Raw genomic sequence first — 21,799 nt, forward strand, 5'->3', positions numbered from 1 at the left:
AGAGTAGGACGCCGCCGAACAATCATTGCTGAAGAACCCCCATCCGGATTCCGGATGGGGGTTCTTCGCGTTTCCCGGGACTTTCTCCCGGCGTGCTTTCCCGGATCGTTCCCCGGAAGCCGGCCGGCTCCCTGTCGAGTGACCCCGTGCGAACCCCATGTGACCTCCGAGTGACCCCCGCCGAGTGGCTGGTCCACCGTCAATATGTCGCTAAAACCGCCCGATCGGTGGACTGATCAGCGGAAAATCGCTGCTCACGCCGTAGTCTCGAAGGGAGGGGGAACAGGTGTCCGGGGGTGGCTCCCGGGCATGGCCGGATCAAGAATGGTGCTCATGGGACGAGGCAGGCTGCGCATCTACCTCGGGGCGGCCCCCGGGGTCGGCAAGACGTACGCCATGCTCGCCGAGGCGCACCGGCGGCACGAACGCGGCACGGACGTCGTGGTGGCGTTCGTCGAGGACCACGGCCGCCGGCGTACCGCGGACATGGTCGCCGGGCTGGAAGTCGTGCTGCGGCAGCAGGTGGTGCACCGCGGCGCGAGGTTCTCCGAGATGGACCTGGATGCCGTCCTCGCCCGCCGTCCGCAGGTGGCGCTGGTGGACGAGCTGGCTCACACCAACGTCCCCGGCTGCCGCAACGAGAAGCGCTGGCAGGACGTCGAGGAGCTGCTGGCGGCCGGGATCGACGTGATCTCCACCGTCAACGTGCAGCACCTGGAGTCGCTGGGCGATGCCGTGGCCGGCATCACCGGGGTGCGTCAGCGCGAGACCGTCCCGGACGAGGTGGTCCGGCGGGCCGATCAGATCGAGCTCGTCGACATGTCCCCGCAGGCGCTGCGGCGACGGCTGGCGCACGGGAACGTGTACGCGCCGGAGAAGATCGATGCCGCGCTCGCCAACTACTTCCGCCCGGGCAACCTGACCGCGCTGCGCGAGCTGGCGCTGCTCTGGACCGCCGACCGGGTGGACGAGTACCTGCAGAAGTACCGGGCCGAGCAGGGCATCGAGGGCACCTGGCAGGCCCGGGAGCGGATCGTGGTCGGCCTGACCGGCGGGCCCGAGGGGGCGACGCTGATCCGTCGGGCGGCCCGGATCGCGGCCCGGGTCTCCGGCGGTGAGCTGCTCGCCGTGCACATATCCCGTTCGGACGGCCTGGTCGGCCCCGGCTCGCCGCAGACGCTGATCGAGCAGCGGGCGCTGGTGGAGAGCCTCGGCGGCTCGTTCCACGCCGTGCTGGGCGACGACCCGGCCGGCGGGCTGCTGGACTTCGCCCGCGGTGTGAACGCCACCCAGATCGTGCTGGGCACCAGCCGCCGGCCCGGCTGGCAGTACCTGTACGGGCCGGGCGTCGGCACCACGGTGACCCGGGAGGCCGGGGACATCGACGTCCACATGGTCACCCACGAGCACGCCGGGCACGGACGCGGCAGGATTCCCGTCCGCCGGACCACCGACCTGGGCCGGACCCGCACCGTCGCCGGCTGGCTGATCGGCCTGGCCGGTCCGCCGGTGCTGGCGATCGTGCTGACGGCGATCGGCGGCCTGGGGCTCTCCACCGACATGCTGCTGTTCCTGTCGCTGACCGTGTGCGCGGCGCTGGTCGGCGGGCTGCTGCCGGCGGTCGGTTCGGCGCTGGTCGGCTCCTCGGTGCTGAACTACTACTTCACGCCGCCGCTGCACACCTTCACGATCAACGAGCCGCAGAACATCATGGCGGTGGCCATATTCACCATCGTCGGCATCTCGGTGGCGTCCGTGGTGGACCTGGCGGCCCGGCGGACGCACCAGGCGGCCCGCAGCCAGACCGAGGCGCAGACGCTCAGCGCGCTGGCCGGCACGGTGCTGCGGGGCGCGCCGAACGGGGACGGGGTCCTGACCGCGCTGATGGAGCAGGTCCGGGAGACCTTCGGGCAGGAGAGCGCCGCGCTGCTGGAGCGTCCGGATCCGCTCGGCCCCTGGGTGCCGGTGGCCACTGCCGGGCCGCGGCCGCCGGAGCGGCCGGAGGAGGCCGACGTGGACGTCCCGGTCGGCGACAGCCTGGCGCTGGTGCTGCGCGGCCGGGTGCTGCCCGGTGCGGACCGGCGGCTGCTCGGGGCCTTCGCCGCGCAGGCCGCGGTGGTGCTGGAGCGCCGCCGACTGGCCAGGGAGGCCGCCTCGGCCCGCCGGGAGGCCGAGGGCAACCGGATCCGGACCGCCCTGCTGGCCGCCGTCTCGCACGACCTGCGCACCCCGTTGGCGGGGATCAAGGCCTCGGTGAGTTCGTTGCGTGCGGCGGACGTCGACTGGGACCCGGAGGACGAGGCCGAACTGCTCGCCGGGATCGAGGCCGGGGCCGACCGGCTGGACCACCTGATCAACAACCTGCTCGACATGAGCCGGCTGCAGACCGGGACGGTCACCCCGCTGATCCAGGAGACCGACCTGGACGAGGTGGTGCCGTTCGCGCTCGGCGGGGTGCCGCCGGAGTCCGTCCGCCTGGACGTCCCGGAGACGCTGCCGATGATCCGGGCCGACGGCGGGCTGCTGGAGCGCTCGCTGGCCAACCTGGTGGAGAACGCCGTCAAGTACAGCCCGGACGGCGTCAAGGTGCTGGTCAAGGCCGACGCGCTGGAGCAGCCGGGGATGCCGGGCCGGGTCGAGCTGCGGATCGTCGACCGCGGGCCGGGCGTGCCCGAGGACGCGAAGGAGAAGATCTTCGCGCCGTTCCAGCGCTACGGGGACGCGCCGCGCGGCGCCGGGGTGGGCCTCGGGCTCGCGGTGGCGCGCGGTTTCGTCGAGGCGATGGACGGTAGCGTCACCGCCGAGGACACCCCGGGCGGCGGACTCACCATGGTGGTCAGCCTGCCGGCCGTCGAACGGCCGCCGGAGCCGGAGGAGCCGGGTGAGCCGCACGGCGACGGGAGCGGTCCGCTCTCGGAGCTGATCACATGAGAGCCGGCGGCCCGCCCGCCGCCCGTGCCGCACGAAGTAGCCGCACGCCAGTTCCACAGCCCCCAAGTCCGACAGCCCCAAGTCCGACAGCCCTGAAAGGCGGAGCCCGTAAATGACCCGGGTCCTCGTCGTGGACGACGAACCGCAGATCGTCCGCGCGCTGGTGATCAACCTCAAGGCCCGCAAGTACGAGGTGGACGCGGCCCACGACGGCGCGAGCGCCCTGGAGCTGGCCGCGGCCCGCCACCCGGACGTGGTCGTCCTCGACCTGGGCCTGCCCGACATGGACGGGGTCGAGGTGATCCGGGGCCTGCGCGGCTGGACCCGGGTGCCGATCATCGTGCTGTCGGCCCGGCACGCCTCGGACGAGAAGGTCGAGGCCCTGGACGCCGGTGCCGACGACTACGTCACCAAGCCGTTCGGCATGGACGAGCTGCTCGCCCGGATGCGGGCCGCGGTGCGGCGGGCCGAGCCGGTGGCCGGGGAGGCGGACTCGCTGGTCGTCACCGAGAGCTTCACCGTCGACCTCGCCGCCAAGAAGGTCAACCGGGACGGCGCGGACGTGCGGCTCACCCCGACCGAGTGGCACCTGTTGGAGGTGCTCGTCCGCAACGCCGGGCGACTGGTCAGCCAGACCCAGCTGCTCCAGGAGGTGTGGGGCCCCGCCTACCGCACCGAGACCAACTACCTGCGGGTCTACCTCGCCCAGCTGCGTCGGAAGCTGGAGCGCGACCCCTCGCACCCGCGCCACTTCATCACCGAACCGGGAATGGGATACCGGTTCGAGAGCTGACCGCCGTTGCCCCCGGCGGCTGAACGACCTGCCGCCGGGGGCCCGGAAACCGGTACCCTTCCGACATGAGTGGTGACAACAGCAGCGGCCAGCCGCAGGGGCGGTTCCGCCGCATGCTCAGCCGGCTGACCTCCTCGACCGAGGAGCTGGAGGCCGAGGACCTGCGCCAGGAGAGCGCCGCGGAGTCGGGGTGCACGCCGATCGCCGGCTGCGCGGACCGCGCCCTGGTCACCGTCGCGGGCACGCTGCGCACGGTGACGCTGCGCCCGCGGGCCGGGGTGCCGGCCCTGGAGGCCGAACTCTTCGACGGCACCGAGGCCCTGGACGTGGTCTGGCTCGGCCGTCGCTCGATCGCGGGCATAGAGCCCGGCCGCAGGCTGGTCGCCAGCGGCCGGATCGGTCACGCGCGCGGGCGCCGCGTGCTGTTCAACCCCCGCTACGAGCTGCGTCCGGTCGGACACGGGAGCGAATGAGCGTGAGCAACCAGCCCGGCGGCGATGCCGCCCAGCTCGACCTGTCCCACGACGCGGCGGCCCGGGACGCCGCCCGCAAGGCCGAGGAGGCCGCCCGTCAGGCCGCCTCCAAGGAGGCCGCCGACACCGTCCTGAAGGCCTTCGGCGGCGTGCGCGGCATGATCGACATGACGCTGCCCGGCCTGGTCTTCATCGTCACGTACAACCTCACCCACCAGGTCAGCACCTCGGCGTGGGCCGCGCTCGGCCTGAGCGCGCTGTTCGTGGTGGCCCGGCTGGCGAAGCGGGAGACCATCCAGCACGCCTTCAGCGGGGTGTTCGGCGTCGCGCTCGGCGCCTGGATCTCGATGAAGAGCGGCCGGGCCGAGGACTTCTACCTGCCCGGCCTGCTCTGGAACGTCGGCTACTGCATCGCCCTGGCGACCTCCGCGCTGGTGCGCTGGCCGATGATCGGTGTGATGCTCGGCCCGATCACCGGCGAGATGTTCACCTGGCGCAAGGAGAACCCGGGCCGGCTCGCCGCCTACACCAGGGCGACCTGGGCCTGGGTGGTGATCATGGGCCTCAAGCCGGTGATCCTCTTCCCGCTGTACTTCACCCACAACGTCAACCTGCTGGGCTGGCTGAAGGTCGCCCTGGGCATCCCGCCGATGCTGCTGGCGATGTACGTCACCTGGCAGATCCTGCTGAAGGCGCCGCCGCCGATCAAGGCGCAGCTGGACGACGACGAGGAGGAGGAGTCGGCGAAGTAGCCGCCTCCGCACACGGCCGAGGGCCCGCACCCATCCGGGTGCGGGCCCTCGGCCGTGGTTCCGTCGTCACTGGGCGCCGGTGGTGGCCGACAGCAGCTCCTCCAGCTCCTCCTCGCGCTCCTGCGCGGCGACGAAGAGCAGCTCGTCGCCACCCTCCAGGGTGTCGTCCTTGCCCGGCACCAGCACCCGGCCCTCGCGGATGATCGTCACCAGCGCGGTGTCCGGCGGCCAGGCCACGTCGCCGACCCGGGTGCCGACCAGCTCGGTGTCGGAGGCCAGGGTCAGCTCGACCAGGTTGGCGTTGCCCTGGCTGAAGCGCATCAGGCGGACCAGGTCGCCGACGCTGACGGCCTCCTCGACCAGGGCGGACATCAGACGCGGCGTGGACACGGCCACGTCCACGCCCCAGGACTCGTTGAAGAGCCACTCGTTCTTGGGGTTGTTCACCCGGGCGACCACCCGCGGCACCGCGTACTCGGTCTTGGCGAGCAGCGAGACGACCAGGTTGACCTTGTCGTCGCCGGTCGCGGCGATCACCACGTGGCAGCGCTGCAGGGCGGCCTCGTCCAGCGAGGTGATCTCGCAGGCGTCGGCCAGCAGCCACTCCGCCATCGGCACCCGCTCCACCGAGATGGAGTTCGGGTTCTTGTCTATCAGCAGGACCTCGTGGCCGTTCTCCAGCAGCTCGCCCGCGATCGAGCGGCCCACGGCACCGGCCCCGGCAATGGCGACCCGCATCAGTGACCCTCCTCCTTCGGCCCCTGCGCGAACGCGGCCTCGACGGCCGTCAGGTCGGCCCGGCGCAGCATCACCTGCACCAGGTCGCCCTCCTGCACCACCATCTGCGGCGTGGGCAGGATGCCCTCGCCGAGTCGGGTGACGAACGCCACCCGGGCGCCGGAGGCCTCCTCCAGCTCGCCGAACCGGTGGCCGATCCAGCGCGGGTCGTACGCGACCTCGGCCAGCTGCACGCCGCCGCTCGGGTCCTGCCACAGCGGCTCGGCGCCGCTCGGCAGCAGCCGGCGCAGCATCTGGTCGGCGGTCCAGCGGACCGTCGCCACGGTCGGGATGCCCAGGCGCTGGTACACCTCGGCGCGGCGGGGGTCGTAGATCCGGGCGGCGACGTTCTCGACGCCGAAGTTCTCCCGGGCCACCCGCGCGGCGATGATGTTGGAGTTGTCGCCGCTGGAGACCGCGGCGAACGCGCCGGCCTCCTCGATGCCCGCCTCGCGCAGGGTGTCCTGGTCGAAGCCGACACCGGTGACCCGGCGCCCGTTGAACCCGGCGCCCAGTCGGCGGAAGGCGGTCGGGTCCTGGTCGACCACGGCCACCGAGTGGCCCTGTTTCTCCAGCGCTCTCGCGAGGGCCGAGCCCACGCGGCCGCAGCCCATGATGACGATGTGCACCGGCGCTACCTCACCCGTTCCGTCGGGGTACTGACCTGCGCAAACACCGTTCATCTCCCTTTCCCGCCCGGTCGTCCGGGGCGAGCGTTCTCGTGGGGCGCCGGCCCCGGCAACACCTCACAACCCGAGTGTTGCCCACCGACTCGTATCCGACACGCTAGCCGGTCCGTAGAACGCAGTCGCGACGAAGGGGGGGACAAACGGCGGAGCCTTGACCGGGGAGCCCCTACGATTCCTTAACGTGCCTATGCCGAAAGACCTCCCGAAACGCATCCTGATCGGGCGCGCGCTGCGCAGCGACAAGCTCGGTGAAACGCTGCTACCGAAGCGGATCGCGCTACCCGTTTTCGCCTCGGACGCGCTCTCCTCGGTCGCGTACGCCCCCGAGGAGATCCTGCTCACCCTCTCCGTCGCGGGCGTCTCGGCGATCCACTTCTCCTGGCAGATCGGCGTCGTCGTGGCGATCGTGATGCTCGCCGTGGTCGCCTCGTACCGGCAGAACGTGCACGCCTACCCCAGTGGTGGCGGTGACTACGAGGTCGCGACCGTCAACCACGGGCCGGCCGCCGGTCTGGTCGTCGCCAGCGCGCTGATGGTCGACTACGTGCTCACCGTGGCCGTGTCCACCACCTCGGGCGTCGCCAACGTCGTGTCCGCCGTCCCCGCGCTGCGGGGCCACGAACTGACGCTGTCGGTGATCGTGGTCGTCGTGCTGATGGGCATGAACCTGCGCGGTGTGCGCGAATCCGGAACCGCCTTCGCCATTCCCACCTACGCCTTCATGATCGGCGTCATAGGCATGGTCGGCTTCGGGTTCTTCCGGCACTTCGTGCTGGGCCAGGACATGCCCGCCGAGAGCGCCGGTTTCACCCTCACCCCCACCCCCGGCAACGAGTCGGTGGCCGGATTCGCCCTGGTGTTCCTGCTGCTGAAGTCGTTCTCCTCCGGCTGTGCCGCGCTCACCGGTGTGGAGGCGATCTCCAACGGCGTGCCGGCCTTCCGCAAGCCCAAGAGCAAGAACGCCGCGACCACGCTGCTGATGATGGCGAGCATCGCCGTGGTGATGTTCATGGGCATCATCTGGCTGGCCCGCCTGACCGGCGTCCAGATGGCCGAGAACCCGGCGGAGCAGCTCGGCGGCGCGTCCGCCGACTACCACCAGAAGACCGCGCTCGCCCAGATCAGCGAGGCCGTGTTCAGCAACTTCACGCCCGGCTTCTACTTCGTCGCCGCCGTGACCGGCCTGATCCTGGTCCTGGCCGCCAACACCGCCTTCAACGGCTTCCCGGTGCTCGGCTCGATCCTGGCCCAGGACCGCTACCTGCCCCGCCAGCTGCACACCCGCGGCGACCGGCTGGCCTTCTCCAACGGCATCATCCTGCTGGCGATCGCGGCGATCCTGTTCGTCTTCGCGTTCGACGCCGACCCGAACCGGCTGATCCAGCTCTACATCGTCGGTGTGTTCGTGTCGTTCAACATGAGCCAGTCCGGGATGATCCGGCACTGGACGCGGCTGCTGCGCACCGAGACCGACCCGGCCGAGCGCCGCCGCATGCAGCGCAGCCGGGCGATCAACGCCTTCGGCCTGGTGATGACCATGGCCGTGCTGATCGTCGTCCTGGTCACCAAGATCGGCCACGCCTGGATCGCGATCGCGGCGATGGTCGTGCTGTTCGTGATGATGAAGGGCATCCGGCGCCACTACGACCGGGTCTCCGAGGAGCTCATCGCCGCGGAGGAGCCCGACGACGTGGTGCTGCCCACCCGGGTGCACGCCATCGTGCTGGTCTCCAAGCTGCACAAGCCGGCGCTGCGGGCCCTCGCGTACGCCCAGCTGGCCCGCGCCCACACCCTGGAGGCCGTCACGGTCAACGTGGACCCGGCCGACACCGCGGCGCTGCGGCAGGAGTGGGACGAGCGCGGCATCGACGTGCCGCTCAAGGTGCTGGACTCGCCGTTCCGCGAGATCACCGGACCGGTCCTGGACTACGTGAAGAACCTGCGGCGCAGCAGCCCGCGCGACGTGGTCGCGGTCTACATCCCCGAGTACGTGGTCGGCCACTGGTACGAGCACCTGCTGCACAACCAGAGCGCGCTGCGGCTCAAGGGGCGCCTGCTGTTCAAGCCCGGTGTGATGGTCACCTCGGTGCCCTGGCAGCTGGAATCCTCCGAGCGGCGCAAGCCGCAGAAGGCCTGGTCGGCGCCGGGCGCCGTCCGGCGTGGCGAGCCTCGGGCGCCGAAGGCCGTAAAGTCGAAGGATTCCGTCTCCACCGGTGCGAGTGCCGGTGACTCCTCCGAGCTCAGCAAGGACTCCTCCCAGTGACCCGCAACACTCCGCCCCGCTCCTCGGGCTCCTCCGGCAAGGGCTCCCGCCGGGGCGGCTCCCAGCCCGGGCAGGTCGCCCGGCCGCGCTGGGGCCGGCCGTCCCGTCCGGAGGCCACCGACCGTGACGGCCTGACCGCGCGCACCGCGCCGATCGTCCCGGGGGAGCAGGTGCCGTCGGAGGACCGGAAGCCGGGCCGGGACACGGCGGGGAAGGGCGCGGGGAAGGGCGCTGCCGAGAAGGGCGCCGGCAAGGGCCAGGGTGGCAAGGGCGCCGGGAAGGGTGCCGCCGGTGCCGCTGCGGGCGGTGCCGCCGGTGCCGCTCGGAAGGCGCCGCGCAAGCAGGCGGTGCGGCCGCCCAAGGCGCTGCGCACCGCCGCCGCGCGGGCGCCGCGGCCCGAGGCGCCGACCGGGGAGCCGCTGGCCGGACAGCGGTACGAGGTCGAGGTCGGCCCGGTCGCGCACGGCGGCGGCCACTGCGTGGCCCGGCACGAGGGCCGGGTGCTGTTCGTGCGGCACGCGCTGCCCGGCGAGAAGGTCGTCGTGCAGGTGACCGACGGCACCACCACCTCGCGGTTCCTGCGGGCCGACGCGGTGGAGGTCCTGGAGCCCGCCAAGGACCGGATCGAGGCGCCCTGCCCGTTCTCCGGCCCCGGCAAGTGCGGCGGCTGCGACTGGCAGCACGTGACCCCCGGTGGGCAGCGCAAGCTCAAGGCGTCGGTGCTGACCGAGCAGCTGGCCAAGCTGGCCGGGCTCACCCCGGCCGAGGCGGGCTGGGACGGCAGCGTCGAGCCGGTCGGCGGCAAGCTCCCGGCCGGACAGGTGCCGGCCTGGCGCACCCGGGTCCAGTACGCGGTGGACCCGGAGACCGGGAAGGTCGGCCTGCGCAAGCACCGCTCGCACGAGGTGCAGCCGGTGGACCGCTGCCTGATCGCCGCCGAGGGCGTCAGCGAGCTGGGCATCGAGTCCCGCGACTGGCCGGGCGTGGCGAACGTCGAGGTGATCGCCGCGACCGGTTCCTCGGACCGCCAGGTGGTGCTGACCCCGCGCGACGGCGCCCAGCTGCCGCTGGTCGAGCTGGACAAGCCGGTGTCGATCGCCCGGATCGACGACCAGGGCGACGTGCACAAGGTGCACGGGCGCAGCTTCGTGCGCGAGCGGGCGGCCGGGCGGACGTGGCGGGTCAGCAACGGCGGTTTCTGGCAGATCCACCCGGAGGCGCCGGACACCCTGGTCGACGCGGTGCTGGACGGCCTGGACCCGCAGTGGGGCGAGAACGCGCTCGACCTGTACTGCGGCGTCGGCCTGTTCGCGGGTGCGCTGGCCGACCGGGTCGGCGAGGAGGGCGCGGTGCTCGGCATCGAGTCCGCCAAGCAGGCCGTGATCGACGCCCGGCACAACCTGGCCGCGCTGGACAACGTGCGGATCGAGTGCGACCGGGTCGAGACGCTGCTGCCGCGCACCGGCATCACGGCGACCGACCTGATCGTCCTGGACCCGCCGCGCTCGGGCGCCGGGCGGGAGACCGTCGCGCACCTGGTCGGCCTGGAGGCGCGCCGGATCGCGTACGTGGCCTGCGACCCGGCGGCGCTCGCCCGCGACCTGAAGTTCTTCCGCGAGGGCGGCTACCGTCCGGTGTCGCTGCGGGCCTTCGACCTGTTCCCGATGACCCACCACTTCGAGTGCGTGGCGATCCTGGAGCCGACCGGGGAGTGACCCGTTCGACCGGTGACCGGTCGGACCCAGGAGGCGGTGCCCGCTCGGCGGGTGCCGCCTCCTCGTCGTTGCCGGGCGGGGTGGGGCGGTCGTGGTCACTGGTCGGGCCCGGTCAGGTCGGGACGGGTCGGGACCGGCCGGCCGTGGGTCGGGCCGGGCTGGGGCGGGTCAGGCGGGTTGTGGTCGCGGGACGGGGCGGTCAGGGCTCGTTGTGCTCCTCCTCGTCCACGCTGTGCGGGAGGTGGATGCCGTGCTGGGAGGCGAGCCGGAGGAGCGAGGCGATCCGGCCCTCGTACGCCTGGACGCCGTCGGCGTCCCCTTCGGCCCGCGCCGCCGCGAGGTCCCGTCGGGCCTGGGCGAGCTGCTCGCGCAGCTCCTGGTCGAACATGGCTGTCATTGCCGGCCTCCACACCGGTCGGTGCCGCTCAGTGGAACGCTCAGGGGAGATCAGAGTCCCGGATGGTGAAGGACTCTTCAAGTCTCGCTCGTCCTGCCGGGGGTGGGGCGGCGGTGGGCGGGTATGGAAGATGGGCGGTCCCCCCGCGGCCACGGACGGCCACGGACGACCGCGGGGCGGCCACGCACGGTCGCGGGGCGGCTCCGGCCGCGGCTCGGACGACGGTGCCGGTGAAGGTTCCGGTGACGGCTTCGGTGAAGGTTTCGGTGAAGGTTTCGGTGACTGGGAGGTTGCGAGGGGGCGTGCGGCAGGTGTGCGGGCGGTGGGCGTGCGCCCTTGTTGTGCTAGCACTTCGGCGCTAGCTTGAAGGGCATGGCCAAGAAGCAGCTGAACGTCCGCGTGGACGCCACGACCGCGGAGATGGCCCGGGAACGGGCGGAGCAGCAGGGGATCAGCATGAACCAGTACATCGAGCGCCTGGTCCAGCAGGACATGGGCGAGTCCGGACGCGCCTTCGTCGACGCGGCGGCGCAGTTCATGAAGGAGTACGAGACCGCGTTCCTCGCCGAGTTCGGGGAGCCGGGCGACCTCCAGGACGTGCGCCGTTGAACCTGGAGGTCGACCTCTCGTGGCTGCTCATGACCGCCGAGCAGTACACGCCCGGTGATCCGCAGGTCACCGACTACGGCTCGCTGCTCGCGGCCGTCACCCGGCACCAGGCCGAGATATTCGACATCGCGGTCTACCCCGAACCGCAGGACCGTGCCGCCGCACTGATGCACCAGCTGATCCGGGTGCCGGCCCTGGAGAAGACCAACGAGCTCTTCGCGACCGCCGTCGCGTACGCCTACCTCGTCGCCAGCGGCTGCACCATCGCCACCACCGCCCGCGAGGTGCGCAGCCTCTCCCGGGCCATCCGCGAGGGGCGGCTCGGGGTGTCCGGCGTCTCCGAGCGGCTGGCGGCGTGGGTGGTCGACGAGGCCGAGGGGGAGGGCGTCAGCGGTACGGACGAGGAGGACGAGGACGACGACTGACCGCCGTCCGCGCCGTCCCGCCGTCCGCGTCCTGTTCCCGGCCGTCCCCACGTGCCGTGCCGGGGGGCGTGTTCGCTGCGCCCCGCGGCACGGCCGTGGTCCTCAGGCCCGGGGTGACGCTGCCTCCGCGATCAGGGCCGTCGCGAACGGGCGGAAGCCGGCCCGGCGGTAGATCCGGGCGACGTCCTCGTCGGAGGCGGACAGGAAAACCGTCCGTACGCCGTTGGTCCGGGCATGCGCGACCAGGGCCGCCGTGACCGCGAGCCCCAGGCCGCGCCGACGGGCGGAGGGCAGGGTGCCCACGCCGACCACCTCGCCGACCGGGCCCACCGGGTTGTACTGGCCGGAGCACAGGACGGTTCCGTCCTCCAATGCGGCGGCCTGCACGGTGACGCCGTCGGAGATCCGCTGCGCGATCCGCGCCACCCCGCCGTCGGCCGTCAACGTGGCCGTGCTCGCCGCCAGTTCGTCCGCGCCGGCCGCGCCGATGGCGGTACCCGGGGCGCCGAAGGCCACGTGCGGGACGGCCACCGCCTGCGCCAGCTCGGGCGCGTCCGCGGCCAGCACCCGCACCTCGGTCCGCTCCGCCGTGATCGGTGCCGCAACCGACTCGTCCTGCGGACCCAGCACCAGCAGCGGGTGCTCGTGCACCGTCAGACCCGCCGCCTCGACGGCCGCGCGCAGGGCGGGGTTCCGCTCCGCCACCCACTCGAAGGCCTCCGGCGCGCCCAGCTCGCGCTGCCGCTCCAGCACCCGGCGGACGTCCTCGGCGGTGGCGGCCGGGCCGTCGTGGCCGAGCGTCGGGCGGGCGTAGTAGTGCCAGCCGGTGTCCGCCGCGCGGACGAAGAGGGTCAGCGGGCCGAAGTCCTCGGCTCGGGCGGAGCTGCGCGGCGCGGCGTCGTAGTAGCGCTCGATCTCGTCGAGCAGCGGGCGGTCGGGAGCTTGATCGGCAGGAGTCACGGCGTGCATCCAAGCAGGGGCCCGGGCGCGCCTGCCACCGGTTTTGCGGCGTGCTCCGCGGCGTGCCGGTCCGGCCGGCGGGGGTCGTGCGTCGCGCCCCGGACGGCGATTGTTGCCGAACGCTTACCGGTCCGCAGCGATCTTGTGCGCACACAGCGTGCATGCTGATGCTTTTACAGCTCTGCCGAGGGGGACGGCGGACGTCTGCACTCGGCGAGGCAAGGGGGAAGACAGGCCCATGAGGCTCTGCTTTCTGGTGGAGGAACACTACCGGCACGACGGCATGCCGCTCGACGTGGCGCGTCAGCTCACCGCGTGGGGGCACCGGGTGGACGTGCTGCGCCCCGGGGACTCGCTGCTGGCGATCTCCGAGGCCGTCCGGGCCGGCAGCCACGACGCCTGGGTGCTCAAGACCGTCTCCGGCGGCCCCGGGCTGACCCTGCTGGAGGCGGCCGCAGCCGTCGGCCTCACCACGGTGAACGACGTGCGCTCGATCCGCGGTGTCCGGGACAAGGCGCTCGCCGCGGTGATCGGCAGCACCCGCGGGCTGCCGGTTCCGATGACGTACGCCGCCGCGCGGTGGGAGCGACTCGCGGAGATCCCGGCCGCCGAGTACCCGCTGGTGGTCAAGCCCGCGGACGGTAGCTCCGGGCGTGCCGTCCGGCTGGTGCACAGCCCCGACCACCTGCTGGAGGTCGGGCCGGAGCTGGTCGGGGAGGGGCTGCTGATCGCGCAGCCGTACGTGCCGAACTCCGGCACCGACCTCAAGGTGTACTGCGTCGACGGCGAGCTCTTCGCGACGGAACGTTCCTCCCCGCTGCACCCCGGGCAGGGCGTGCGGGAGCGGCAGGTGCCGCTGCCGGGGAGCGTCGCGCGGATCGTGGCGCAGGTCGGCGAGGTCTTCGGGCTGGACCTGTACGGGGTCGACGTGCTGCTCGGGCCGGACGGGCCGGTGGTGGTCGACATCAACGACTTCCCGAGCTTCCGGCAGGTGCCGGACGCCGTGGCACGGGTCGCCCAAGCGGTGCTGCGGCTCGCACGCAGCGGGACGGCCGTCTCGGTGCCCGGCGGGCCCGCGGCCGCGCTGGTGTCGGCGGGCGGTGCGCCGTACGGGCAACTGGGCCAACTGGGCTTCGGTGAAGGGGACTTGCTGTGAGGATCGGGCTGATCGCCGGGGATCCGGGGCACCCGGTGCTGGCGGCCACGGCCGCGCTGCTGGTGGAGCGGGGCCACGAGGTGGTGGCCGTTCCGCCCGCCGGGCCGACGAGGGAGGCCGCGGAGGCGGAGGGGCTTGGGCCGGCGGGGGAGGCCGCGCCCGCGGAGGGGCTCGTGCCGGCCGGGGAGCTCGCCGACGTCTACCTGCTCAAGGCCCGTACGCCCCGAGCGCTGGCGCTGGCCGGCGCGTTGGAGCGCCGGGGCGCGCCGGTGGTCAACTCGGCGGCGGCGACGGAACTCTGCCAGGACCGGGTGCGGATGGCCGGCCTCGCGCGGGCCGCCGGACTGCCGTTCGCGGCGACGGCCGCCGGCGGACTGCTGGGCGAACTCGCCGCACCCGCCTACCCGTTCGTGCTCAAGAGCCGGCACAGCCGACGGCACGACCTGGTCGCGCGGGTCGACGGCCCGGCCCGGCTCCGCGAGCTCGCCGAGCGTTGGGCCGACGAGCCCGTCGTCACCCAGCCGTTCGTCCCCGGGACGGGGTGGGACCAGAAGCTGTGGGTGATCGACGGGCAGGTGTTCGCCGCCCGGCGACGGTCCGAGCTCGCCTCCGGGTCGGGGGAGCCGGGGCAGGCCGCGGACTGGGAACCGCCCGCCGAGCGGGCCGCGCTCGCGCTGCGGGTGGGTGAGGTGTTCGGGCTCGACGTGTACGGGGTCGACCTGCTCGACGGGCCCGCCGAGCCCGTCATCGTGGACGTCAACGCCTTCCCGGGGGTCCGGGGCAGGCCCGGCGCGCCCGAGGCGCTCGCCGCGCTCGCGCTGCGGGTCGCGGCCGAGCGGGCGCGGCCACTGGCGGGGCAGGGGCAGGGGCAGGGACAGAGGCGGTAGGCGGCACGGGAGGTGGGCGGGGCGTGCGGAAGGCGGGGCGGGGCGGGGCTTCGGGCCAGGTGCCGGGCCGCTTCGCGCGCGGTCGGCCCGGGGCGGTGGGCGGCCCGGGTCGTTAGGCTGGCTGGCGCCCCGACCCGCCGGGGCGTACGGCGAGAGAAGACGGAACGTTGCTGCAGGACATCGAGCGCTACCTGGCCTGCCCCCTCTGCGCGCAGCCCCTCACCCGGCACGACCGCAGCCTGCGCTGCCCCGCCGGGCACAGCTTCGACCTCGCCAAGCAGGGCTACGTCAGCCTCCTCGCCGGCGACGCCCACACCGGCACCGGGGACACCGCCGAGATGGTCGCCGCCCGTGCGGACTTCCTCGCGGCCGGGCACTACCGGCCCATCGCGGACGCCCTGGCCGAGGCCGCCGCCGCGGCACCCGCCGACGAGCCCGACGGGCTGGTCGCCGACCTCGGCGCCGGCACCGGGCACTACCTGGCCCACGTCCTCGACGCCCTGCCCGACCGGGTCGGCGCCGCCCTCGACATCTCCAAGTACGCGCTGCGCCGCGCCGCCAAGGCGCACCCACGGATCGGCGCCGTCGTCTGCGACGCCTGGCGCCCGCTGCCGCTGCGCGACGCCTCCGCCGAGCTCATGCTCAACGTCTTCGCCCCGCGCAATGGGCCGGAGATCCGCCGGGTGCTGCGTCCCGGCGGCACGCTGCTGCTGGTCTCGCCCACCGCCCGCCACCTGGGCGAACTCGTGGACGCGCTGGGGCTGCTGTCGGTGGACGAGGAGAAGCAGCGGCGGATCGACGAGAAGCTCGGGCCGTACCTGACGCCGGCGGGGCGGCGGGAGGTCGAGTTCACGCTGCGGCTCGACCCCCAGGACGTGCGCACCGTCGTCGGCATGGGGCCCAGCGCCTGGCACGCCGATCCGGAGCGGCTCGGTGCCGCGCTGACGGCGCTGCCGGACCCGGTCGAGGTGACCGCCTCGGTGACGGTGGCCGCCTACCGGCGCTGAGCGCTGCGGCGCGCGCCCCCGGGCCGCTCCGAGCCTCTCGGGGCTCGGAACGCTCCTGGGCGCTCCGAGGCGAGGCGGGGCGAGGTGCTCCGAGGCGAGGCGCGGCGCTGCGCTCCGAGGCGAGGCCAGGCGCGGCGCGGACGGGACGCGCGGTCATCGCGTCGGGGTGAGGCGCCACGTTGGGATGAATCTGCTGAGCAGGCACGTTTCTGCCGGTCGGCCTGAGGCTAACGTCCGACGGGTGAACCGCGACGCCACCAGGCCCGCCGGGCCGGCCCCCGTTCGACCGGACGCCCCGGGGCCCGACCGCTCACCCGTGCCACGCCCCACCGTCGAGGAGCTCCGGCTCACCTCGTTCAAGTCCTACCGGCGCGCGGTCCTGCCCCTCGCGCCCCTCACCGTGCTGCACGGGCCCGCCGGGGTCGGCAAGTCCAACGCCCTCGACGCGCTGGCGGTGCTGTCCCGGCTCGCGCTCGGCGAGGAGATCGCCGACTCGCTGGACGGGCTGCCCGACCGTACCGGTCCGCTCGCCCTGCCCGTCCGGGGCGGCCTGGACGGCTGCGTCCCGCACGGGCGGGACGCGATCATCCTCGGCTGCACCGTCCGGTCACCGCACGGCCGGATCCGGCTCGACGTGGTGATCCGCACCGACGGTCCGGTCCGGATCGCCCGGGAATCGCTCACCCTCGACGGCCGCACGCTCGTGGACACCGGCGAGCAGGACGTCCGCCACCGGCGGGTCAACGTCTGCTGGCACAACGACACCCGGCAGGGCGACATCCGGGCGCCCTTCCCCAGCGGCACCATGATCACCGCACAGCTGCCGCTGCGGGTCGCGGGCTCGTCCGCCGGCGAGTGCCTCGTCCTGGCGGCCGCCGAGGACCTGCTCACCGCGCTGCGCGAGGTGTTCCCGCTGCACCCCGTCCCCGCGCTGATGCGGGGCTGGGCCCGGGCCGACCCGCAGGCCCGGCTGCGCGGCAACGCCGCGAACATCTCCGCCGTCATCGCCCGGCTGGGCAACGAGTGCCCGCGCCGGTACGGGCAGTTGCTGCGCGTGGTGCAGTCCGCCGCGCCGCACCCGCTGCTCGGGCTCACGGTGGCCGAGCGCGAGAGCGACGAAGGCGTGCGGCGCGTCCTGGCCGTCTTCGACGAGGGCGTCCTCGGGCGGACCGGGGCGGATCAGGCCTCCGACGGCATGCTGCGCCACCTCGCCTTCGCCGCGGTGCTGCTGACCGGGGCGGGGGTGCTCGACCTCGACGTGGCCGCCGAGGTGCCGTGGGCGCACCGGCAGCTGACCGTGCTGGCCGAGGACCTGGGGGCGGGGCTCTCCACCGAGCAGGCCGCCTCGCTGCTGCGGCTGGCGCGGGACATGGCGGAGCGCAGCCAGCTGCGGGTGCTGGCCGCGCTGCAGGAGCCGGCGGCGGTGCGGGAGGCGCTGGGCGGAGCGGGCGGGGCGAGGCCGGGCGAGGTGCGTTCGGGGGACACAGGCTCCGGGGACGCGCGCTCCGGGGAGGTGCGGCCGGGCGCGGTGGCGGTGGTCGAGTGCCGGCGGGATCCGGACTCCGGGTTCACCGTCCTGCGGCCGGAGGGGGCCCGGGTGCCCGTCCAGGGCGGACGCGGGGAGGCGGCCGACGGGGTCGCGGAGGGGGAACGGCCGGGTGCGGACGGGGCCGGGTCGGCGGCGGGCGGCGATGGGGTAGACCTGGAGGGGTGAACGAACGAGTGACGGGACCGGGGCAGCCGACCCTGGAAGCCCTGCAGGCACGGCTGGTGGACTTCGCGGCGGCCCGGCGGTGGGAACCCTTCCACACGCCGAAGAACCTGGCGGCGGCGCTGAGCGTGGAGGCGGGCGAACTGCTGGAGATCTTCCAGTGGTTGACGCCCGAGCAGGCCGCCGAGGTGATGTCGGAGCCGGAGCGCGCGCACCGGGTCCGCGACGAGGTCGCGGACGTGCTGGCGTACCTGCTGCAGTTCTGCACGGCGGTCGGGGTGGATCCGCTGGCGGCCCTCGCGGCCAAGATCGAGCGCAACGAACACCGCTTCCCGGTGCCGGACGGATCGGCCGACGTCAACCCGGAGGTGGACGACCAACCCTTGTGAGGGACGGAAGTCATCCACAACCCGGGAGTTTTCCACAGCTTCCGACAAGGCGGATGCGAGCCCGCGCCCCTCCTCGCACGCTGTCGCCGTGACCATCCGGCCGCCCGCTCGGCGGCCCGGTCGACGGCGACAGCGAGCGAGAGGAGCGGTGGCCATGGAGGCGCTGCGACTGATCAGGACGGCCCGGCACGCCCTGGCCGAGGCCAGGCACGTACCGGATGTACTGGCCGAGGCGCGGCAGGCCGCGCTGCTGACCGAGGCGGTGGGTGCCCGGCTGGCGGAGTCGGAGGACGAGGAGCTGACCGGCCTGGGCCGGCAGCTCTCCGAGGCCGGGGCGCACGCGGCGGTCTGTCTGGACCGCTCGGTCGTCCGGGCCGCCCTGGTGAGCGGCGGCCGGGCGGCGCGGCTCACCGAACTCGGGGAGTCGGCAACGGCCTTGGGGGCGCTGGACAGGCTGCTGCACGAGGTCGGGGAGACGCTCGTGGTGCTGGCCTGCGGGGCCGACACCGAGGGCCTCTACTGGACGTGCATCGACGGGGTCGACGCGGTGTCGGAGTGCAAGGACCTGGCCGGGCGGCTGCTGGAGGCGGCGGGCCGGGCCGAGGGGTCGACGTGCACGGCGCTCGGCGGGGCCGTGCCCGAACGCGCCGACTGCGCTTCGCCGTTACTCGTCCGGCTCGACCCGCCGGGCGGCGGAGGCGTACCGGAGCGTGCCGACCCGCCGGACGACCTCGGTCCGCCGGACGACGTCGGCTCGCCGGGCGAGGGCGGGAGCAAGGGCGGGCCGACGGGGCCGGCACGGACGGCCGGCTACCGGGCGCCCGGCGCCGCCGGGGTCCCGGAGGTGTCCGTGCCGGTCGGGTAGAAGCCGGGGTCGGCACAGGGGTGCCGGAGGACGCTGCCCGGAGCAGCGGAAAGGGGTGCCGTCCGAGACGGCGGAAGGAGGATCGGAAGAGGCGCCAGGGGGAGAACCCACCCCTTGCCACTCTCAACATATAGCGCACCGGGGGTCTTGCGGCAAGGCCCCCGTGGTGGCGCACAATCGCAGGCCTCAGATCGGAGCTGATGCCATGACCCCCCTCACCACCAGCGCTTTCGACCTCCCCGACCGTCTCGCCGCCAAGGCCGACCCGGCGCTGATCGGAGGCGACGAGCGGCACTTCGCGGCCGTCGCGCAGAGCCTGGAGCAGGCGATCGCCGAGCTGTCCGACCGCCTCGACACCCTGCGCCGGGCGCCGGGCGGCCTCGGCCGGGAGGCGATGGACCGGGACGTCGAGGTCCACAAGCTGACCGGTCGGCTGCGCGCGCTGCGCCGCTTCGGTCTGGACCTGTGCCTGGGGCACGTCGTCGGCGCGGACGACCCCGAGCCGGTGTACATCGGGCGGCTCGGCCTCACCGACAGCGAGGGACGCCGGCTGCTGGTCGACTGGCGCTCGCCCGCGGCCGAACCGTTCTTCGCGGCGACCCACGCCGACCCGATGGGGCTGGCGAGCCGCCGCAGGTACCGCTGGACCGGCGGCCGGATCAGCGACTACTGGGACGAGGTGTTCACCGTCGAGGCCCTGGAGGGGCACGCCGCGCTGGACGACCAGTCCGCGTTCATCGCGAGCCTGGGCGGCAACCGTTCGGCCCGGATGCGGGACGTGCTGGCCACCATCCAGGCCGACCAGGACGCCATCATCCGGGCCGGCTCCCGCGGTGCCCTCGTGGTCGACGGCGGCCCGGGCACCGGGAAGACCGTCGTCGCACTGCACCGCTCCGCCTACCTGCTCTACTCCGACCCGCGGCTCGGCCACCGGCGCGGCGGTGTGCTGTTCGTCGGCCCGCACCAGCCCTACCTGTCCTACGTCGCGGACGTCCTGCCGAGCCTCGGCGAGGAGGGCGTGCAGACCTGCACCGTGCGGGACCTCGTCGCCGAGGGGGCGACGGCCGGGGCCGAGGCCGATCCGGAGGTGGCCCGGCTGAAGTCCTCGGTCGACATGGTGCAGGCGATCGAGAAGGCCGTCCGGTTCTACGAGGAGCCGCCCGCCGAGGGGATGGCGGTCACCACCCACTGGTCCGAGCTCTGGCTGAGCGCCCAGGACTGGGCGGACGCGTTCGACGCGCCGGAGCCGGGCACCCCGCACAACGAGGCGCGCGAGCAGATCTGGGACGAGCTCGCCGCGATCCTGCTGGACAAGCTGGACGCGGACGAGGAGGAGGTGTCGCCCGAGCAGTTCCGCCGGTCGCTGCGGCAGGACCGCGAACTGGTGGAGACCCTCAACCGCGCGTGGCCGCTGCTCGAAGCGGCCGACCTGGTCGGCGACCTCTGGTCGGTGCCCGCCTACCTGCGGATGTGCGCGCCCTGGCTCGACCCGGAGGAGGTCCGCAAGCTGCGGCGCAAGGACGCGCCCCAGGCCTGGACGCTGTCGGACCTCCCGCTCCTGGACGCCGCCCGGCACCGGCTCGGCGATCCGGAGGCGGGCCGGCGGCAGCGCCGGCGCGAGGCCGCGGTCGCCGCCGAACGCGCCCGCATGGCCGATGTCATCGGTGACCTGCTCCAGGCCGACGACGACGGCGAGGGCGCGGTGACGATGCTGCGCGGACGGGACCTCCAGGACACCCTGGTCGACGAGACCGCCCTGCCCGCCGCCGACCCGGAGCCGCTGGCCGGTCCGTTCGCGCACATCGTCGTCGACGAGGCCCAGGAACTGACCGACGCGCAGTGGCAGATGCTGCTCCTGCGCTGCCCGTCCCGGAGCTTCACCATCGTCGGGGACCGCGCGCAGGCCAGGCACGGCTTCGCGGAGTCCTGGCAGGAAACGGCTGGAGCGGATCGGGCTCGACCGCACCACCGTCGCCTCGCTGAGCATCAACTACCGGACACCGGAGGAGGTCATGGCCGAAGCCGAGCCCGCCATCCGGGCCGCGCTGCCGGACGCCAACGTGCCGACCTCCGTCCGCAGCAGCGGCATTCCCGTCACGCACGGGTCGGTGGCGGAGCTGGACGCGGTCCTGGACGGCTGGCTCGCGGAGCGCGCGGAGGGGGTCGCCTGCGTGATCGGCGCACCGGACTTCCGGGCCCGGCCCAGGGTCCGGTCGTTGACCCCGGAGCTGTCGAAGGGGCTGGAGTTCGACCTGGTCGTCCTCGTCGACCCGGAGGCGTTCGGCGGGGGAGTCGAGGGAGCCGTCGACCGCTACGTCGCGATGACCCGGGCGACCCAGCGGCTGGTGATCCTCAGGAGTTCATGAGACCGGAGGGGCCGGAGTGACGGAAGGGTCAGGAAGGGAGGCCGGAGGAACGAAGGGAGACGAGGGGCCGGAACGCCCGTCGCCCGGTCGAGTGACACGGCTGTCGGCCGACGGCACCCGGAGGCCAGACTGGGGCGATGGACGAGGAGGAGGAACCGCTGGCGTCATGGGCGGCCAGGCGGGAGCAACGACTGCGGCCGGTCGGTCAGTTGCGGGCCGTACGGCTCGTGGACGAGCGCTCGCGGGGCGCCCACGTGGCACCGCGCGAGCCGAGGCTGATCGTGCGCTGGGACGGGTACCAGTGGCTGCCGGAGACGGTGGCCGAGGACTACGCCGCCGCCCAGCGGATCCTGCACGGGATCGACGGCGACGGCCGGGTGCACCTCGCCCACCGGGCGCAGCGGCCGGAGAAGGCGCCGGGGCGGCACCGCAAGCCCCGCGGGGTGTGAGGCGCCACCGGACGCGCTGACCCCGTCGGAGCCCCGGGCAACCCCGCCGGACCCCCGGAAACGCGAGCGGGGTGCGGCGGCGCCCCGCGCCGGGCCCCCCCGGGGGCGGGCCGCCGGGCCGGTGTGGGGGGGCCGGTGCGCGTTAATGCCGGCCCCGGTGGCGGGGCGGGGGATGGCGGCGACCG

General features: G+C 73.8%; 19 protein-coding genes and 1 pseudogene. 16 read left to right on the plus strand and 4 right to left on the minus strand.

What is annotated here, in order from left to right; translation table 11 throughout:
* Positions 1-333 precede the first annotated feature (333 nt).
* From ABT048_RS37200 to ABT048_RS37215, 4 genes are all read left to right on the plus strand, one after another.
* A complete protein-coding gene (locus ABT048_RS37200) occupies positions 334-2,931 on the plus strand; it encodes an ATP-binding protein (protein WP_350526049.1) in 2,598 nt (865 codons plus the stop codon).
* Positions 2,932-3,043: 112 nt separating this feature from the next.
* Positions 3,044-3,724: a response regulator gene (locus tag ABT048_RS37205; protein WP_049657530.1), complete on the plus strand. Its 681-nt coding sequence runs from the start codon at positions 3,044-3,046 to the stop codon at positions 3,722-3,724.
* Positions 3,725-3,789: 65 nt separating this feature from the next.
* The gene (locus ABT048_RS37210) at positions 3,790-4,197 is read left to right on the plus strand and encodes an OB-fold nucleic acid binding domain-containing protein (protein ID WP_350526050.1); all 408 of its coding nucleotides are present in this window, start codon (positions 3,790-3,792) and stop codon (positions 4,195-4,197) included.
* 2 nt (positions 4,198-4,199) lie between these two features.
* Positions 4,200-4,949 (plus strand): DUF3159 domain-containing protein, encoded by a 750-nt coding sequence (locus ABT048_RS37215; RefSeq protein WP_350526051.1) that lies wholly within the window; start codon positions 4,200-4,202, stop codon positions 4,947-4,949.
* A 66-nt stretch (positions 4,950-5,015) separates the two neighbouring features.
* Here ABT048_RS37215 and ABT048_RS37220 read toward each other — a convergent pair whose 3' ends face one another.
* Complete coding sequence (locus tag ABT048_RS37220; protein ID WP_350526052.1) at positions 5,016-5,687, minus strand: potassium channel family protein; 672 nt, start codon at positions 5,685-5,687, stop codon at positions 5,016-5,018.
* Positions 5,687-6,355 (minus strand): potassium channel family protein, encoded by a 669-nt coding sequence (locus tag ABT048_RS37225; protein ID WP_350526053.1) that lies wholly within the window; start codon positions 6,353-6,355, stop codon positions 5,687-5,689. The genes ABT048_RS37220 and ABT048_RS37225 overlap by 1 nt, the downstream gene beginning before the upstream one ends.
* 247 nt (positions 6,356-6,602) lie before the next feature.
* Here ABT048_RS37225 and ABT048_RS37230 point away from each other — a divergent pair, with 247 nt between their 5' ends.
* Both ABT048_RS37230 and ABT048_RS37235 read left to right on the plus strand, forming a co-directional pair.
* A complete protein-coding gene (locus tag ABT048_RS37230; RefSeq protein ID WP_350526084.1) occupies positions 6,603-8,678 on the plus strand; it encodes an APC family permease in 2,076 nt (691 codons plus the stop codon).
* Between the two features lie 365 nt (positions 8,679-9,043).
* Positions 9,044-10,393, plus strand: a complete 1,350-nt coding sequence (locus ABT048_RS37235; RefSeq protein WP_350526085.1) for a class I SAM-dependent RNA methyltransferase — start codon at positions 9,044-9,046, stop codon at positions 10,391-10,393.
* Positions 10,394-10,592: 199 nt separating this feature from the next.
* On the opposite strand, the gene ABT048_RS37240 is transcribed toward ABT048_RS37235, so the two are convergent.
* On the minus strand, positions 10,593-10,790 hold the full coding sequence (locus ABT048_RS37240) for a hypothetical protein (RefSeq protein WP_350526054.1): 198 nt from the start codon (positions 10,788-10,790) through the stop codon (positions 10,593-10,595).
* A gap of 372 nt (positions 10,791-11,162) precedes the next feature.
* Here ABT048_RS37240 and ABT048_RS37245 point away from each other — a divergent pair, with 372 nt between their 5' ends.
* Complete coding sequence (locus ABT048_RS37245) at positions 11,163-11,399, plus strand: toxin-antitoxin system HicB family antitoxin (protein WP_350526055.1); 237 nt, start codon at positions 11,163-11,165, stop codon at positions 11,397-11,399.
* Complete coding sequence (locus tag ABT048_RS37250; protein WP_350526056.1) at positions 11,396-11,824, plus strand: fic family toxin-antitoxin system, toxin component; 429 nt, start codon at positions 11,396-11,398, stop codon at positions 11,822-11,824. The genes ABT048_RS37245 and ABT048_RS37250 overlap by 4 nt, the downstream gene beginning before the upstream one ends.
* Before the next feature lie 102 nt (positions 11,825-11,926).
* On the opposite strand, the gene ABT048_RS37255 is transcribed toward ABT048_RS37250, so the two are convergent.
* Positions 11,927-12,793 carry a GNAT family N-acetyltransferase gene (locus ABT048_RS37255; protein WP_502894117.1) on the minus strand — a complete coding sequence of 289 codons (867 nt, stop codon included), beginning with the start codon at positions 12,791-12,793 and terminating at the stop codon, positions 11,927-11,929.
* A gap of 229 nt (positions 12,794-13,022) precedes the next feature.
* Between ABT048_RS37255 and ABT048_RS37260 the strand changes: the two genes are divergently transcribed.
* The 8 genes and pseudogenes from ABT048_RS37260 to ABT048_RS37295 all read left to right on the plus strand — a co-directional run bounded on the left by ABT048_RS37260 (position 13,023) and on the right by ABT048_RS37295 (position 21,614).
* Positions 13,023-13,940 carry an ATP-grasp domain-containing protein gene (locus ABT048_RS37260; protein WP_350526058.1) on the plus strand — a complete coding sequence of 306 codons (918 nt, stop codon included), beginning with the start codon at positions 13,023-13,025 and terminating at the stop codon, positions 13,938-13,940.
* Positions 13,937-14,827: an ATP-grasp domain-containing protein gene (locus ABT048_RS37265; protein WP_350526059.1), complete on the plus strand. Its 891-nt coding sequence runs from the start codon at positions 13,937-13,939 to the stop codon at positions 14,825-14,827. The genes ABT048_RS37260 and ABT048_RS37265 overlap by 4 nt, the downstream gene beginning before the upstream one ends.
* 167 nt (positions 14,828-14,994) lie before the next feature.
* Positions 14,995-15,834 carry a putative RNA methyltransferase gene (locus ABT048_RS37270; RefSeq protein WP_350526060.1) on the plus strand — a complete coding sequence of 280 codons (840 nt, stop codon included), beginning with the start codon at positions 14,995-14,997 and terminating at the stop codon, positions 15,832-15,834.
* A gap of 316 nt (positions 15,835-16,150) precedes the next feature.
* Positions 16,151-17,548, plus strand: a complete 1,398-nt coding sequence (locus tag ABT048_RS37275; RefSeq protein WP_350526061.1) for an AAA family ATPase — start codon at positions 16,151-16,153, stop codon at positions 17,546-17,548.
* The gene (locus tag ABT048_RS37280; RefSeq protein ID WP_350526062.1) at positions 17,545-17,934 is read left to right on the plus strand and encodes a nucleotide pyrophosphohydrolase; all 390 of its coding nucleotides are present in this window, start codon (positions 17,545-17,547) and stop codon (positions 17,932-17,934) included. The genes ABT048_RS37275 and ABT048_RS37280 overlap by 4 nt, the downstream gene beginning before the upstream one ends.
* A 154-nt stretch (positions 17,935-18,088) precedes the next feature.
* Entirely contained in the window at positions 18,089-18,799 is a 711-nt protein-coding gene (locus tag ABT048_RS37285; RefSeq protein WP_350526063.1) for a DUF6099 family protein, read from the plus strand.
* A gap of 205 nt (positions 18,800-19,004) precedes the next feature.
* Positions 19,005-21,165: pseudogene (gene helR, locus ABT048_RS37290) on the plus strand (RNA polymerase recycling motor ATPase HelR).
* Positions 21,166-21,302: 137 nt separating this feature from the next.
* Positions 21,303-21,614: a DUF6087 family protein gene (locus ABT048_RS37295; protein WP_350526064.1), complete on the plus strand. Its 312-nt coding sequence runs from the start codon at positions 21,303-21,305 to the stop codon at positions 21,612-21,614.
* Positions 21,615-21,799: the final 185 nt, after the last annotated feature.

Source organism: Kitasatospora sp. NPDC096140 (genome assembly GCF_040303045.1).
Lineage (GTDB): Bacteria > Actinomycetota > Actinomycetes > Streptomycetales > Streptomycetaceae > Kitasatospora.

Bases quoted from the DNA above. Each gene is read 5' to 3' on its own strand.
- ABT048_RS37200 (WP_350526049.1), top strand. From the start codon at position 334: ATGGGACGAGGCAGGCTGCGCATCTACCTCGGGGCGGCCCCCGGGGTC.
- ABT048_RS37205 (WP_049657530.1), top strand. From the start codon at position 3,044: ATGACCCGGGTCCTCGTCGTGGACGACGAACCGCAGATCGTCCGCGCG.
- ABT048_RS37210 (WP_350526050.1), top strand. From the start codon at position 3,790: ATGAGTGGTGACAACAGCAGCGGCCAGCCGCAGGGGCGGTTCCGCCGC.
- ABT048_RS37220 (WP_350526052.1), bottom strand. From the start codon at position 5,687: ATGCGGGTCGCCATTGCCGGGGCCGGTGCCGTGGGCCGCTCGATCGCG.
- ABT048_RS37230 (WP_350526084.1), top strand. From the start codon at position 6,603: ATGCCGAAAGACCTCCCGAAACGCATCCTGATCGGGCGCGCGCTGCGC.
- ABT048_RS37240 (WP_350526054.1), bottom strand. From the start codon at position 10,790: ATGACAGCCATGTTCGACCAGGAGCTGCGCGAGCAGCTCGCCCAGGCC.
- ABT048_RS37245 (WP_350526055.1), top strand. From the start codon at position 11,163: ATGGCCAAGAAGCAGCTGAACGTCCGCGTGGACGCCACGACCGCGGAG.
- ABT048_RS37255 (WP_502894117.1), bottom strand. From the start codon at position 12,793: ATGCACGCCGTGACTCCTGCCGATCAAGCTCCCGACCGCCCGCTGCTC.
- ABT048_RS37260 (WP_350526058.1), top strand. From the start codon at position 13,023: ATGAGGCTCTGCTTTCTGGTGGAGGAACACTACCGGCACGACGGCATG.
- ABT048_RS37285 (WP_350526063.1), top strand. From the start codon at position 18,089: ATGGAGGCGCTGCGACTGATCAGGACGGCCCGGCACGCCCTGGCCGAG.
- ABT048_RS37295 (WP_350526064.1), top strand. From the start codon at position 21,303: ATGGACGAGGAGGAGGAACCGCTGGCGTCATGGGCGGCCAGGCGGGAG.